At 68.6% G+C, this 14,967-nt stretch carries 9 protein-coding genes; 7 read left to right on the top strand and 2 right to left on the bottom strand.

The genetic code is table 11. From position 1 onward, the window contains the following. Positions 1–8: 8 nt before the first annotated feature. Positions 9–2,636 carry a rifamycin-inactivating phosphotransferase gene (gene rph / locus OU416_RS00540; RefSeq protein WP_270924761.1) on the bottom strand — a complete coding sequence of 876 codons (2,628 nt, stop codon included), beginning with the start codon at positions 2,634–2,636 and terminating at the stop codon, positions 9–11. Between the two features lie 398 nt (positions 2,637–3,034). On the opposite strand from rph, the gene OU416_RS00535 reads away from it, so the two are divergent. The 4 genes from OU416_RS00535 to OU416_RS00520 are packed head-to-tail and all read left to right on the top strand — an operon-like array spanning position 3,035 to position 6,919. Next, on the top strand, positions 3,035–4,072 hold the full coding sequence (locus OU416_RS00535) for an iron-siderophore ABC transporter substrate-binding protein (RefSeq protein WP_270924760.1): 1,038 nt from the start codon (positions 3,035–3,037) through the stop codon (positions 4,070–4,072). Further along, positions 4,069–5,100, top strand: a complete 1,032-nt coding sequence (locus OU416_RS00530) for a FecCD family ABC transporter permease (RefSeq protein WP_270924759.1) — start codon at positions 4,069–4,071, stop codon at positions 5,098–5,100. Before OU416_RS00535 ends, OU416_RS00530 begins: the two co-directional genes overlap by 4 nt. Continuing rightward, positions 5,097–6,125, top strand: coding sequence for a FecCD family ABC transporter permease (locus OU416_RS00525; RefSeq protein ID WP_270924758.1), 1,029 nt, complete (start codon positions 5,097–5,099; stop codon positions 6,123–6,125). The genes OU416_RS00530 and OU416_RS00525 overlap by 4 nt, the downstream gene beginning before the upstream one ends. Further along, a complete protein-coding gene (locus OU416_RS00520; RefSeq protein WP_270924757.1) occupies positions 6,122–6,919 on the top strand; it encodes an ABC transporter ATP-binding protein in 798 nt (265 codons plus the stop codon). The genes OU416_RS00525 and OU416_RS00520 overlap by 4 nt, the downstream gene beginning before the upstream one ends. A 37-nt stretch (positions 6,920–6,956) precedes the next feature. Here the strand turns inward: OU416_RS00520 and OU416_RS00515 are convergent, their stop codons facing one another. Then, complete coding sequence (locus OU416_RS00515; RefSeq protein ID WP_270924756.1) at positions 6,957–7,778, bottom strand: SAM-dependent methyltransferase; 822 nt, start codon at positions 7,776–7,778, stop codon at positions 6,957–6,959. Between the two features lie 784 nt (positions 7,779–8,562). Here OU416_RS00515 and OU416_RS00510 point away from each other — a divergent pair. The 3 genes from OU416_RS00510 to OU416_RS00500 all read left to right on the top strand — a co-directional run bounded on the left by OU416_RS00510 (position 8,563) and on the right by OU416_RS00500 (position 14,795). Continuing rightward, positions 8,563–11,673 (top strand): ALF repeat-containing protein, encoded by a 3,111-nt coding sequence (locus OU416_RS00510; RefSeq protein WP_270924755.1) that lies wholly within the window; start codon positions 8,563–8,565, stop codon positions 11,671–11,673. A gap of 716 nt (positions 11,674–12,389) precedes the next feature. Continuing rightward, the gene (locus OU416_RS00505; protein WP_270924754.1) at positions 12,390–12,875 is read left to right on the top strand and encodes a hypothetical protein; all 486 of its coding nucleotides are present in this window, start codon (positions 12,390–12,392) and stop codon (positions 12,873–12,875) included. Between the two features lie 24 nt (positions 12,876–12,899). Then, the gene (locus OU416_RS00500) at positions 12,900–14,795 is read left to right on the top strand and encodes an FG-GAP-like repeat-containing protein (protein ID WP_270924753.1); all 1,896 of its coding nucleotides are present in this window, start codon (positions 12,900–12,902) and stop codon (positions 14,793–14,795) included. Positions 14,796–14,967: the final 172 nt, after the last annotated feature.

Here is a 14,967-nt window from a genome sequence, read left to right as displayed (position 1 = left end):
GCTGCGATTCAGCCGGACAGGACTTCCACGTACCCGCTGGTGCCGTTCACGCGGATGCGCTGCCCGTCCCGGATCAGCCGGGTGGCGTGCTCCACCCCGACCACCGCGGGCAGCCCGTACTCACGCGCGACCACCGCGCCGTGGGTCATCAGCCCGCCGACCACCGTCACCAGGCCGCCGATCGTGACGAACACCGGCGACCAGCTGGGATCGGTGCTGGTGGTGACCAGGATGTCGCCGGATTCGAGATCGGCCTCGGCCATGTCCAGGACGACGCGGGCGCGCCCCTCCACGATCCCCGTGGACACCGGGAGCCCGACGAGCGCACCGGTGGGCACGTCCCGGCGCCGGTAGGAGCCGGTGACGGCCTCGCCGTCGGAGGTCAGCACCCGGGGCGGCATGAGCGCCCGGTACCCGTCGAAGGCCTCCGCGCGCTCGCGGATGAGCCGGTAATCGACCTCGCCGGTGCGCACGACCTCGCGGAGCTCCTCGAACCTGAGGTGGAAGATGTCCTCGCGGTCGTGGAGCACACCGGCCGCCACGAGGCGATCGGCCTCCGCCAGCATCGCCCGCTTGTAGTGGGAGTAGCGGCAGATCATGACGAACTTGGGGTGCTCCCGGTAGCCGATGAAGGTCCGCAGCCGGTCGATCATCGACTTGGTCTCGGCGGCCTTCTGCTCGCCGTCCGGCAGGGCCCGCACGCGCTCCAGCAGCTCCTGCTCCTTCTGCCACGCCTCCTGCAGGCCCTTCTCGAAGCGCCGCTTGCCGACCCCGGGCTCGAAGTTCTCCACGTGGCCCAGGATCACGGGCACCAGGATGCTCGGGCGCTCGCTCCACCGGGGTCGCGTGATGTCGATCTCCCCGGCGCAGCGCACGCCGTACTCGTCGAGGTAGCCCTGGATCGCCTCCTGCGCCTCGCGCCCGCCCGCGAGTTCGGGCAGCTCGTCGAGGAAGTCGTCGCCGTCGACCTCGCGCAGGAAGGCCACCACCTCCGGGTGCCGGCGGATCACGTCCGCGACGTCCAGCAGCGCCAGCCCCATCTCCGAGGTGATGTTGCCCGGGGCGGACTGCGTGAGCACGTCGGCGGCGTTCTCCTCCCCCAGCCACTCGTGCATCTTCTCGTTGAGCCACCACGAGGCGTTCATCGCCGTCATGATCACCTGGAGGCCCTTGGGGTCGAACAGCCGCTTGCGCTCCCGGAGGTCCTCCAGGACGAAGTCGAACAGGTCCACTCCGGACTTCGCCCGGATGTCGCGGTCGAGGACGGCCAGGGATTCCTCGCTGCGCGCGATGAGCTCCTCGACGATCGCCGGATCGGCCTCCACCGACGCCGGTGTTTCCCACACCGGCGGGCCGTCGGTGTTCTCCTCCGCCGGCGGCAGCGCGAAGTCCTCGCGGTCGAGGACGGACTGCAGCGCATCCCTGATCAGCGGGTCGGACTTGCCCAAGGCGTCCAAGAGCCCGTCGCGGCTGGCCGGTGCGGCCAGGTTCGCGGTGACGTCGACGAACAGCCGCCCGCCGGCCTCGGCCATGGGCCGCGGCGTGGTCAGCTGCCAGACCGACAGGCCCAGCTGTTTCATCGCGTCGGTCATCATCTGCTGGTGGCCGACGGAGACGTAGACGTGCCGGTCGGCGTCCCCGGTTTCGGGAACGGGGAACAGCGTGGTGACCGGTCTGGCCTGCAGGATCTGGAAGCCACCGCCCGCCGAGCACCACTCGATGTCCTGCGGGGCGCCGAAGTGCGCCTCGATCCGCCTGCCCAGCCGCGCGAGCGCGACCACCTGCGCGTCGGTCAGCGTCGGCCGTTCCTGCTCGTCCGGTTCGACCGGTTGCTGCCGCGTCCCGCCGCCCGGCACCGCGCGGATGGCCAGCGCCTTGGCGGCGATGGTCTTGTCGACGACCTCGCCGTCGCGCACCTTGAAGACGTCCGGGTTCACCAGACCGGACACCAGCGCCTCGCCGAGCCCGAAACCGGCCTCCACGCTGGTGATCTTGCGGTTCGACGAAACCGGGTCGGCGGTGAACATGATGCCGGAGACCTGCGGTGCGACCATCCGCTGCACGACCACGGCCATCTGCACCTTGCGGTGGTCGAAACCGTTGCGCAGCCGGTAGATCACGGCCCGGTCGGTGAACAGCGAGGCCCAGCACGCCCTGATGCGCTCCAGGACCGCCGCGGTTCCCACGACGTTGAGGTAGGTGTCCTGCTGGCCTGCGAACGAGGCCGTCGGCAGGTCTTCGGCCGTCGCACTGGACCGGACGGCGTAGGCGGCGTCCTCGCCGAGCCGGGCCAGCGGGCGGGTGAGCGCTTCCGCCAGTTCCGCGGGAACGGGGATCGCCGCGACGGCGTCGCGGATCTCCGCGCTGAGCGCACCGATCGCGCCCCGGTCCTCCGGGTCCAGGTGCGACAGCTGATCCAGCTCGTCTTCGAGCGACGGCGCTTCGGCCACGACCCGCCGGAAGGCGTCCGCGGTCACGCAGTAACCGGGCGGCACGTCGATGCCGTCGATCCGCGAAAGCTCCCCCAGGTGCGCGGCCTTGCCCCCGACGACGGCGAGCTGGCTCCGATCGATCTCCTGGAGGTCCAGCACGCAACCGCCCGACGACATCGCCGCACCGCTTGCGGTATCAACCACTGCTTTCTCCTGTACGAGTAGGCGGCCGTCGGCGAGCCGGGCCGTTCCCAGGTCGCGTTCCGGCCAGTAGTACCGCGAACCCGCGATTTCCGCAGGTCGTGGCCTCGGCGGGAGATTCTGCAGCACACCCGGGGTCTTGCCGCAAGCCCCGGGGTGCGCTATACGTTGAGAGTGGGAGGAGGTTCTTCCTCCCCGGGGAATTCCGCGCGCGCTCCGCCGCACCCCCTTCGAGTCCACAGAGGACTGTTCCCTCGGACCACCGCACCGGACGCAGATCACAGCGTCCGGTTCGCCGGAATGCACAATCGCGCTCCGATTTAGGTTAGCCTAAGCACACAACGCGGGCCGGTGTGCTTCTGACCTGCGGTTCCGGGCTCTCGAAGGAAGGGATTCTCCGCATGCGTCCACGTCTCCTGCGGGCAGCCGCCACCGCGGTCATCGCCGCGCTGGCGCTCAGCGCCTGTTCGTCCACGAGCGGGAACGACACCGGCAGCACCGCCCCGGACCCGGCCGGCGGCGACGCCTTCCCCGTCACGATCGACCACGCCTTCGGCGCCACCACGATCGAGGCGAAGCCGGAGCGGATCGCGACGGTGGCCTGGGCCAACCACGAAGTGCCGTTGGCGCTGGGCATCGTGCCCGTCGGGATGGCGAAGGCCAACTTCGGCGACGACGACGGCGATGGGCTGCTGCCGTGGGTCGAGGCCAAGCTCGCCGAGCTGAACGCCCCGCCGCCGGTGCTGTTCGACGAGACCGACGGCATCGACTTCGAAGCGGTCTCCGACACCCGGCCGGACGTGATCCTCGCGCCGTACTCCGGGCTGACGAAGGAGGAGTACACCACGCTCAGCGAGATCGCCCCGGTCGTCGCCTACCCCGAGACGGCGTGGGCCACCTCCTGGCGCGACAGCATCACGTTGAGCAGCAAGGCGATCGGGAGGTCCGCCGACGGTGCGCGGCTGATCGGCGACATCGAGGGCCAGATCGACGCCGTCAAGGCGAAGTACCCGCAGCTGCGGTCGAAGACCACGATGTTCATGACGCACTTCGACACCACGGACCTGAGCCAGATCGGCTACTACACCGCGCACGACACCCGCACCCGGTTCTTCGAGGACCTCGGCATGCGCACCCCGGGCAGCATCGCGGCGGCGTCGGCGGGCACCGACAAGTTCACCGGCAGGCAGAGCGCCGAGCAGATCGACGTCTTCGACGACGTGGACATCGTCGTCGGCTACGGCGACGAGGAGGTCGGCCGCACGCTGGCCGCCGACCCGCTGCTGTCCAAGATGCGCGCCGTGGCCAGCGGTTCGGTCGTCATGCTGCCCGGCAGCTCGCCCGCGGGCACCGCCGCCAACCCGACGCCGATGTCGGTGCCGTGGGTGCTCGACGAGTACGCGAGCAAGCTCGCGGCGGCCGCTGACCGGGTCGAATGACCGCGGCGACCGACCGGGCGAGCGGCACGGCGCGCTCCACCCGCCTGCGGTTCGCCTGGTTGCTCGTCGTGCTGGCGGCCCTGCTCGTCGCCGCGATCGCGTCGGTGGTCATCGGTGCGCGCGGAGTCACCGCCGCCGACGTGCTGGCCGGGGTGGGCGGCGCGGACCGGACGCTGGCGCAAGCCGCTGTCGCGCAACGCGTTCCGCGAACCGTGCTGGCGGCGCTCGTCGGTGCGGCGCTCGGCATCGCCGGGGCGGTCATGCAGGGAGTGACGCGCAACCCGCTCGCCGATCCGGGGATCCTGGGCGTGAACCTGGGCGCTTCGCTGGCGATCGCCACCGGCATGGTCTCGTTCGGACTGGTCAGCGCCGCTTCGCACGTCTGGGTCGCCATTCTCGGGGCGGCCGTCGCCGCGGTGTTCGTCTACACCGTCGGCTCGCTCGGGCACGGCGGGCCCACGCCGCTCAAGCTCGCGCTCGCCGGTGCGGTGACCTCGGCGGCGCTGGCCGCGCTGATCAACGCGGTCGTGCTGGCCCGCAACGACGTCGCATCGACCTTCCGGTCCTGGCAGGTCGGCGGCGTCGGCGGTGCGTCCTTCGACCGGATCGGGCAAGTGCTGCCGTTCCTGCTGGTAGGCCTGGTGATCTGCCTGCTCACCGCGCGCGGCCTGAACTCCCTCGCGCTGGGCGACGACCTGGCCGCCGGGCTCGGCGAGCGCGTCGCGCTGATCCGCGCCCTCTCCTCGCTCGGCGCCGTCGTGCTCTGCGGCGCGGCGACCGCGGCGGCGGGCCCGATCGCCTTCGTCGGCCTGGTCATCCCGCACCTGTGCCGGCTGCTGATCGGCGTCGACCACCGCTGGCTGCTGCCGTTCTCCGCGCTGGGCGGCGCGGTGCTGCTGACGGTCGCCGACGTCGTCGGCCGCCTGGTGGCCCGGCCGGAGGAGATCGACGTCGGCATCATCACCGCCCTGGTCGGGGCACCGTTCTTCATCTGGATCGTCCGCCGGCAGAAGGTCCGAGCCCTGTGAACACCGTCGAACTCGTAGCCCGCACCAGGATCGCGCAGTCCCGCCGCAGGCGGACCGTGATCGCGGTGCTCACCGCGCTGGTCCTGGTGGCCGCCTCGGTGTCGCTCATGGTCGGCCAGCGGTTCTACCCGCCGGGAGACGTGCTCGCCGTGATCCTCGGCGAGCGGGTGCCGGGAGCGTCGTTCACCGTCGGGCGGCTGCGGTTGCCGCGCACCGTGCTGGCGGCGCTGGCCGGATGCTGCTTCGGTCTCGGCGGCGTGACCTTCCAGACCATGCTGCGCAACCCGCTGGCCAGCCCCGACCTGATCGGCGTCAGCGCGGGCGCCAGCGCCGCCGCCGCGTTCGCGATCGTCACGCTGTCGCTGTCCGGTGCGGCCGTCGAGGTGTTCGCCATCGCAGGCGGGCTCGGCGTCGCACTGCTCATCTACCTGCTGTCCTACCGCGGCGGCGTCGCCGGGACACGGCTGATCCTGGTCGGCATCGGCATCGCCGCGGTGCTGGACAGCGCGATCAGCTGGGTGCTCAGCAGAGCGGGCGAGTGGGATCTCCAGCAGGCGCTGCGGTGGCTGACCGGCAGCCTCAACGGCGTCGCCTGGTCCGACGTGGTGCCCGTCCTGTGCGCCCTGCTCGTGCTCGGGCCGCTGCTGCTGGCCCAGACCCGCCGCCTCGCCACCATGCAGCTCGGCGACGACGCCGCCGCCGCGCTCGGCGTGCGCCTCGACCTGACCAGGGTGGTGGTGATCGTCTGCGCGGTCGGGCTGATCTCGTTCGCCACGGCGGCCACCGGCCCGATCGCCTTCGTCGCGTTCCTCGCAGGCCCGATCGCCGCCCGGCTCGTCGGGCCGAGCGGTTCGCTGCTGGTGCCCGCCGCGCTGGTCGGAGCGCTGCTGGTGCTGGTGGCGGACTTCAGCGGCCAGTTCCTGCTCGGCGCCCGCTACCCCGTCGGCGTCGTCACCGGTGCGCTCGGCGCCCCCTACCTGATCTACCTCATCGTCCGCACGAATCGCGCTGGAGGATCGCTGTGACCACGCTCGCGGTGGAAGACCTGGCCATCGGCTACGGCGACCGCTCGGTGATCAGCTCGCTGGACCTGGCGATCCCGCCGGGCGAGATGACCGCGATCGTCGGCGCCAACGCCTGCGGGAAGTCGACGCTGCTGCGCTCGATGTCCCGCCTGCTGGCGCCGCAGTCGGGCCGGGTGCTGCTGGACGGCAAGCTCGTGCACCGCATGCCCGCCAAGCAGCTGGCCCGCCGGATGGGCCTGCTGCCGCAGTCGCCGCTGGCCCCGGAGGGCATCACGGTGACCGAGCTGGTCGGCCGCGGCCGCCACCCGCACCAGGGCGTGCTCTCGCGCTGGAAACGGGAGGACGACGAGGCCGTCGCGGCGGCGCTGGAAGCGACCGCGACGGTGGAGCTGGCCGACCGCGCCGTGGACGAGCTCTCCGGCGGCCAGCGGCAGCGGGTCTGGATCGCCATGGTCCTGGCCCAGCAGACGGAGCTGCTGCTGCTCGACGAGCCGACCACGTTCCTGGACGTGAGCCACCAGGTCGAGGTGCTGGACCTGCTCACCGACCTGAACCGCTCGCGCGGCACGACGATCGTGCTCGTCCTGCACGACCTGAACCTGGCCGCCCGCTACGCCGACCACCTGATCGCCCTGGCCGACGGCGGCCTCCACACGGCGGGCACCGCCGAGCAGGTCCTCACCGAGGAATCGGTGCGCGCCACCTTCGGCCTCGACTGCCTGATCATCGAGGACCCGATCTCGGGAAAACCGCTCATGGTCCCGATGGGCCGCCACCACACCCGGACCGTCTAACCACAGTGGACGGTGAACGGCGGGCGCGCGGCTCGCGTCAGGGCACTCGCGCGACGGCGCCGTAGCCGAGCGGCCTGGCCACGTCGTCGAGCTCCTTCGGGTCCCGGGTGTGCCACTCGGGCAGCGTGACCAGACCAGGTTCGACCAGGTCGAGGCCGTCGAACCAGGGCAGGATCTCGGCGTGGTCGCGCGGGTACACGGGTTCGCCAGCGGCCTCGTAGGCGCCGCGCAGCATTTCCATCTCCGAACGCAGCTCCGGCGAGGCGTGCTCGTCGGTCAGGGTGGACACGGCGACGAGCGATCCGGGCGCGAGGTGCTGCCGGTAAGCGCGAATCAGCTCCGCCGGCTGCGGATCCTCCAGGTACAGCAGCACGCCGACGGCCAACAGCCCGACCGGCTGGCTGAAGTCGAGCAGCCTGCTCGTGTCCGGGTGGCCGAGCACCACGGACAGATCACGCATGTCGGCCTGGATGATCGTCGTCGTCTCCGACCCGCCCAGCACGTGCTGGGCGTGGTGATAGGCCACCGGCTCGTTGTCGACGTAGACCACGCGAGCCGGGACACCGGCGTCTTCGGCGACCTGATGGGTGTTGCCGACCGTCGGAATGCCGGAACCGAGGTCGAGGAACTGACGAATGCCCTGCTCCAGGCAGTAGACCACGGCGCGTCGCAGGAACGACCGGTTCAACCGCGTCACGGCCGGGATGCTCGGAGCGATGGCCAGGACCTGATCGGCGAACTCCCGGTCAGCGGCGAAGTTGTGCGACCCGCCGAGGAAGTAGTCGTAGGCCCGAGCAGCACTCGGCTGCCTGGCATCCACGGTCTTGGGCAGCGGTGGCACAGGATCCAAATCCGACACGGCGGGCCTCCTCCGACTCCCGATGGCTGCTCATCAGCATCGCCTCCGCAGCCTATCCGCTGCCTTCCAAGGCGTTCCTGGACCGAGTAGCAGCGCTCACCGTGAATCCGCGATCAGTTCCGCTCTTGCCTTCTCTCCCAGACCAGGATGATCGCGGCGCCCACGGCGGCACTCCACATGACTGCAGGAGCGGCCCAGGACAGAAGCCCCTCCATGGCTTGCGCAGCCAGCCAGGCACCAGCGATCAAAGCTCCAACGACCGCCCCCCACGCCACGATTCGCCACCAAAGCAGGCCCATCGCGCCCTTTCGACCAGATCTACCGATATCCCATTTGCCGGAATCATAACATTCCACTGCGGAACAACGACCTCAGGTCGACACCACGCACCGACTGGCAATCAAGCCCGCCGACCAGGCGATGGGGCAGCCCGGCGAGTTCGGGCCGGTCACCCATATCGATGCGGCGCAACAGACGGGCAGCGACGCAGAGCAGCCAGTGGTACCGCGTGAATCCAACTGCGACACCGAGGTTCACCCCACCAAGCCCCCGCCACCAAAGTTCGTCGGTTTGTAACATATCGATCACTTGTTACACAAAGTGCCAAGAGCCATAAAAAGGGCGATAGGCTCGAATCACCCATTCCGCCCACGTAGGTTGATCAACGATCTTTTCCTCGTGTTCTTCTTTCTGGGATGAGGGAGTCGTTGGCGTGACGCGCTTAAGACGCGGCCGTGGTTACGGTCGCGCTGGTGTGGTGTGTGGAGTGGTCCTCAGTCTCGGCATGAGCCTGTCCGGTGCGGCGCCGGTCGCTGTGGCCCAGGCCCAGGTGGTCTCGCCGGAGGACCGGGCTGCGGTGATGCAGTTGTGGCTGACCGGAGGGGCGGCCGTCCGGGAGGCCGCTGGTGCGGCGCTGGCGGGTACCGACGCTGAGCTTCGGGAGTTCTTGAACAACGGGGTGGAGTCAGCTCGGCATCAGGACTTTCGTGCGCAGGTAATGGATTTGATGGCTCAGGGCGGTCCAGCGACCGAGGCCGCGGCCAACGAAGTCCTGGAGACCAACACCCTCGAAGCGTTGGAATCCTTCTTGCGGGAAGGGTTTCGCCCGCACTACCTGAAGGATCTGGAGATCCAGACCGTCCGGATGAAGGCTGCCGGTGGCGGGCAGGTGCAGGCCGCGGCTGAGGCGGCGCTGCAGGACGGTTCCAGGGAAGCTCTGGAGGCATTCCTGCAGGAGGGCTGGAAGCAGCCGAACCGCACCGATCTGGAACTGCGGGTGGTGCAGGCCAAAGCAGCTGGTGGGCCGTACGTGAAGGAAGCCGCCGAGGCGGCGCTGCAGGCCGACAGCGATGAGGCGCTGCTGCGTTTCCTCAACTACGACTGGGAGATCGCGCAGACCCGGGATGTGGAGAAGTCCACGGTAACCGAGCTGGTGGAGCGCGCGGAGGAAGCCGGGCGGCAGGCTCGTGAGCACACGGTGGCCGCGCAGCAGGCCACTGATCGTGCGTTGAAGGCCGCCGAACAGGCCAAACGGGCCGCGGAACGTGCTCGTGCGGAAACCGAAGCGGCCCAAGGCGATGCGCGGCGTGCTTCGGCGGCGGCCGCAGAAGCGGCGTCCATGGCCAAGCAGGCCGCAGCAGCGGCACGCACTGCCATCAGTGCGGCGAATGCGGCGGATGCGGCGGCACGGGTTGCCGCGAACGCTGCGGCTAATGCCGCGTCAGCGGCGAGCATGGCGGGCAAGGCCGCTTCACGGGCGTACTCGGCGGCCTCGGCTGCGGCGATGGACGCCAATGCGGCGAAAACCGCGCGTGACGCCGCGCATGCGGCGCGGGCTGCGGCGGCTCAGGCCACGCAGGTGGCGGTTGCAGCCCGCGAAGCCGGGAACGCAGCAGCGCAGGCGCAGAGTGCGGCAGGTTCGGCGGCCAGTGCGGCCGCCAACGCTGCGGCTGCGGGCGAAGCCGCGGCAGCGTCGGCGCGGTATGCGGGGGTGTCCGAGGCTGAGGCACGGCGCGCAGCGGCGGCTGGTGCTGAAGCGCGAGCGCAGGCCAACCGGGCCCGGCAGGCTGCGAATGCCGCCTCGGCGCTGGCCGGCCGGTCGATCGCGGCGGCGAACACCGCTGCTGAAGCGGCGGACTCGGCCGCCCGCCACGCCAATAATGCGGCGACGGCGGCTGAGGAAGCTGCCGACCACGCGGGAGAAGCTGCGGATGCGGCGGCCGAAGCGACCAGGCATGCCGATGCCGCGATCGTCGCGGCAGAGGCGTCCGTGGCCGCTGCTGAGCAGGCGAAGCAGGTCGTCGCGTTGGCTCGGGAAGCTGAGACCCAGCGAGTCGAGCAAGAAGGCCAAGTGCTCATCGACGCCGCCAAGCAAGCGCATGCATCATGGCGGGAAAATCAGGACCTCATCTCCTGGGATGCCGCCGAACAAGAGCGGGTCGACGCCGAGATCCAGCGGTTGCTGGAAACGGCGAGCGCACCCGATGCGGATGCCGAAACCTTGCTGAGCAACGGCAGGCAGGCTGCGGTCAACATCCTGAGCACTGGCGGTCCGTGGAGCGCGAAGGCCGCGCAACAAGCGCTATCCGGCACGGAGACCGATGTCCGGCAGTGGCTCAGCACGGGGCGTGAAGCCGCCGCGGTCCAGGACGACCGTGAACGAGTCGCCCAGATTGCTCGAATGGGCGAGCCTGAGGAGCTCCGTCAGGCCGCCGAGGCCGCGTTGAACGGCACCGACGCTCAGATGCGTGAGTTCCTGGTCAATCAGCACTACCCGAACCGGGACAAACTGGATGAGCTGAAGGTCATGCAGATCAAGGCTGCCGCGATCGGCCCCGCCGTGCGCGAGACAGCCGAAGCGGCGATGCAGGGCACGCCGGAAGACCGGCGGAAGTTCTTGCGGGAAGGCCAGTTCACGGCCCGTACGAAGGACATGGAGATCGCATCGGCGCGAATCAAGGCCGCCGGTGGCCCCCGGACCAAGAACGCAGCCGAGGCGGCGTTGCAGGGCCCACCGGGCTGGACCGAGAGGTTCGTGCTCTCCGAGCAGTACCTGTTCAAGCAGCGCGACGAGCAGGCTGCAGCGCACGCGGCCGACATGGACCGGCTGGTCTCCCGGGGCATGCAGGCCGCCGCCGAAGCAGTACAGGACGCTCACACCGCTGCGTCCTCCGCGGCGAAGGCTCGTCAGGCCGCCGCCGAAGCCGCCGAGCACGCTGCTCAGGCACAGAACTCGGCAGCCCAGGCCGCTGACTACGCCAGTCAGGCACAAACTTCTGCGAATGCCGCACGTGCCTCGGCCGAACAGGCCGCAGCCTCGGCACGCGACGCGGCGGCCAGTGCCCAGCAGAGCGCCCGCAAAGCGGGGGTGTCCGCGGTAGTGGCCGTCCGCTCGGCCACCGACGCTCGCAGCTATGCCAACGCTGCCTTCACAGCAGCCGACCAGGCTTGGAAGGACGCCTGGCAAGCCAACCAGCACGCCGGCTCCGCAGCGGCCGCAGCAGCAGCCGCGGAAGCATCCCGGCAAGCACTGGAAGCCAAAACCGCGGAACTCCGACCGAAGTACCACGGCGACAACCTCCGCAACGAAGCCCCTGTCACCGACGCTGACATCCGAAACGTCGCGTACTCACCTGACGGATGCCCGCCATACGAGATGCTCAACGGTTCCACAGTTCAAGTTGACTGCGCAGCCATAAATGACATGAAGAAAAGGGAAAAGATCAGAGAAAGGGAGGAGACTGTAAGTAGCGCATGCACATATCTATTCTATGGCCTTGGAACCCTTGTCACAGGCTTCGGAATAGGACTGGCAGTTACCGGAGCGGGAACCGCCCCAGGGGTAGCAGTCTCCCTCCTCGGAGCCGGAATCAGTACGGCCTCTCTCGTATGTTGAGCCAGAAAGGAGTAACGCGCCGATGATTCACTCCAAGTCCCCACGACGTGATGTCAAGTATCCACCAATTTGGTGGACGTGCCGGGTGGTCGGGTTTGCTATCACACCGCAAGGCATGCTACCTGCCCTATTCGGCGCACCGAAGTGGATCACCTTGACTACCGCGATCTGCGCCCTTCTGATCGCGATCGGACTGATTATTCTCACCGAACGATGGGCCAAGCGCATCGAGCGCGGCGCGCGTTAATGGAACGCGTCAGGTACCCGCCGAGCTGGTGGGCATGCAGGATGGTCGGATTCCTTATCATCCCACAGACGATCTTACTGAATCTATTTGACATTCCAAAATGGGTCACATGGGTTGCGCTAGCCTGCGCCGCAATCATCGGACTCACGCTGATCGTCGTCACCGACCGATGGGCGAAGCGCATCCGCAAAGCCGCGGAGGATCAACACACCGATGACGACCCGTGACCCTAATTAGACGCTGAGGCAGCGGGATCGGCCAGCTGCGAAGCACGCCGATCCCGCCTTCTCCGCAGCCGCTGCGCGCGACGCGGATGCAAGCATCCAGCAGACGCATAAACAAGGCGAACTCGGCCGCGCTGGCTCATACCGCATTCCAGGTAAGCGAGTACACCAGTGAGGTGGACCAAAAACCTAAGCAGCACCTTTGCACGACAGCACCACACCGCAGATCAACCTTTGAGGCCTGGATGAAACATGCACTAAAACTCTTCGCGCTTCTCTCACTGAGCTCACTGGTCGTCATTCCCAGCGCGGCTTCGGCAGTGAGCAGCGAGGACAATGCAGCAAGTTCGGCATTACCCGTGAACCCTCCACCCGCAGTGGAAGAGTACGACTACCCGGGCGCGGATCAGATTTTCGCAGACAGAGGCATCCGGCTGCTGAAGGGTGACGGGGGAATCGTGCTGGCCGATTGTGCTGCCGAAGGCCCGGTCATCCGGGTCAAGAGCATCACTCTCCGGGATTCGTGCTTCCGGGTCGTCGGGGCGTCGGGCTGGCTGACCATGGAGATTCCCCGGGTCTTCGCGATCCAAGGTGGTAGTCACAACGTTGCCGCGCGAATCACGAGCAACGGCAAGACCGAGGCCGTCGACATCAGTCCCGGTGAATACACCCCGGTAGGCGAGGGTGAAAGCAGTGATCCAGCGACTCTCGTCGAACTGCACGCCTCGTAAGTCCGTTTCATGCAAGGAGTAGCAATGATTCGCCCGTTCCGTGCGCGGCTGTTGACGGCCGTGGCGGTGACCGTGACCGGTGCCGCGTTGGTGTCGGCTCCGGCGTATGCCGTGTCCGGTGGCACCACCGCTGATGCCGGTGCTCAGCCGTACCTGGCCAAGATCCGCATCGGAAGCAATGACGCGGCGTGTTCCGGTGCGTTGGTGGCTCCGCAGTGGGTGGTGACCTCGGCGGCCTGCTTCGCCCCTATCCCGAGCAAGCCTGAGAAGGTGGAGTCCGGTGCGCCGCACACGGCTAGCACCGCAACGGTCGGTACGCACGAGCGGGTTGTGGACCGGATCGTGCCGCGTGAGGACCGGGACCTCGTCCTCGCGCACCTCGACAAGCCTGTCACCGGTGTCGCGCCCGTGACGGTGGCCTCAGCGGCGCCAAGCGCGGGGCAGGGTCTGCAGGTGTCCGGTTTTGGGCGCACCGCTGATCAGTGGGTGCCCGCCCAGGCGCACACCGGTGAGTTCACTGTGGACTCCGTTAGCTCCGGTGCCTTGAACCTCCAGGGCAGCGGCGGGGCCAACATCTGCAAGGGCGACGCCGGCGGCCCCGTGTTGCGCGGTGGGGAGCTCGTCGCGGTCGCCAGCGGCTCGTACCAGGCCGGATGCATCGGCGAAACGACCGAGCAGGCGGGTGCGACGGCTGCCCGGGCCGATGACCTGTATGACTGGATGGCCAGCCAGGTCGTCGCGCTGCAGGCCACTCCGGCCGGTAAGAACGCGATCAACCTGTCCTGGACCGCCATGACAGGCAAGTACCGCGTCTACGGCGCCCAGAACCCTAACGTCGCCATCGAGGCCCGCAACCTGCTCGGCGAGACCACCCAGAACCGCTTCACCCACACCTCGCTGCCCGCCGGGCAGACCTGGCACTACCGCGTTGCGGTCCTCGACGCCGACGGCACCCAGGTCGCCGTGTCCAACACGGTCAAGGCCACCAGCCGCAACGCCACCGTCACCGACTTCAACGGCGACGGCAAGGACGACATCGCCACGTTCAAGGGCACCACCACCTCCGTCGCGGTCTCCGACGGCGAGCAGTTCGGTGCCGCCTCGCAGTGGAGCGGCAACCTCGCTGGCAACGGCGCGATCCCGCTGACCGGCGACTTCAACGGCGACGGCATCAGCGACGTCGTCACCTTCAACAACGGGCCCGTCCACGTCGCCCTCTCCGACGGCCAGAAGTTCGGGCCCACCCAGCGCTGGCACGACCACTTCGGCCTGTCCAACCAGAAGGTCGCCGTCGGCGATGTCAACGGGGACGGCAAGGACGACATCATCGCCTTCTCCGGCCGCACCTACGGTGATGTGTTCATCTCGCTGTCCAACGGCAGCCAGTTCCAGCCCGCGCAGAAGTGGCACGACCGCTTCGCCCTCGGCACCGAGAAACCCGCCGTTGGCGACTTCAACGGCGACGGCAAGGCCGACATCATCACCTTCACCGACCGCGGCGCCGTCTACGTCTCCCTCTCCGACGGGACACGCTTCGTCCAGGACGGCTGGAAGTGGCACAACCTCTTCTCCCCCGCCGGTGAGATCCCCGCCGTCGGGGACTTCAACGGCGACGGCAAGGACGACGTCGTGACGTTCTTCCGCGGCGACAAGGGCTACGTCTACGTGTCGCTGTCCACCGGCGAGAGCTTCGTCGAGAACAACGACCGGTGGAACGACTTCTTCTCGATCCACGACGAATGGCCCGGCGTCGGCGACTTCAACGGCGACGGCAAAGCCGACGTCATCACCTTCACCCGCGGCGGCCGCGCCCAGGTCTACGTCGCCCGCTCCGACGGCACCGCCTTCGAGAACGGAACCGAATGGCACGGCGATTTCGCCGGTGGCCTCGAAGTACCGCTGCCCAGCGCACACCGCTGACCACGCAGTCCGGGGGTGTGGGAAGGCGTTGCCCTCCCACACCCCCGTTCGCTGTTCCAGGAGCTTTCGAGCGATCCGGCTCCACTGTGTGACTGGATCAGTGCACAGCGCTCTTCCGGGCCGCAGCGGGCATCGAGAGTGACCTGAGTTACCTCCGTTCGATGGAACATTC

Origin of the sequence: Saccharopolyspora indica, assembly GCF_027853965.1 — a bacterium.
In the GTDB taxonomy this organism is placed as follows: domain Bacteria; phylum Actinomycetota; class Actinomycetes; order Mycobacteriales; family Pseudonocardiaceae; genus Saccharopolyspora; species Saccharopolyspora indica.
Note: the sequence above shows the minus strand (reverse complement) of the source record. Positions and strands in the feature narration are given on the sequence as shown.

Bases quoted from the DNA above. Each gene is read 5' to 3' on its own strand.
- OU416_RS00535 (WP_270924760.1), top strand. From the start codon at position 3,035: ATGCGTCCACGTCTCCTGCGGGCAGCCGCCACCGCGGTCATCGCCGCG.
- OU416_RS00505 (WP_270924754.1), top strand. From the start codon at position 12,390: ATGAAACATGCACTAAAACTCTTCGCGCTTCTCTCACTGAGCTCACTG.
- OU416_RS00530 (WP_270924759.1), top strand. From the start codon at position 4,069: ATGACCGCGGCGACCGACCGGGCGAGCGGCACGGCGCGCTCCACCCGC.
- OU416_RS00500 (WP_270924753.1), top strand. From the start codon at position 12,900: ATGATTCGCCCGTTCCGTGCGCGGCTGTTGACGGCCGTGGCGGTGACC.
- OU416_RS00510 (WP_270924755.1), top strand. From the start codon at position 8,563: ATGAGCCTGTCCGGTGCGGCGCCGGTCGCTGTGGCCCAGGCCCAGGTG.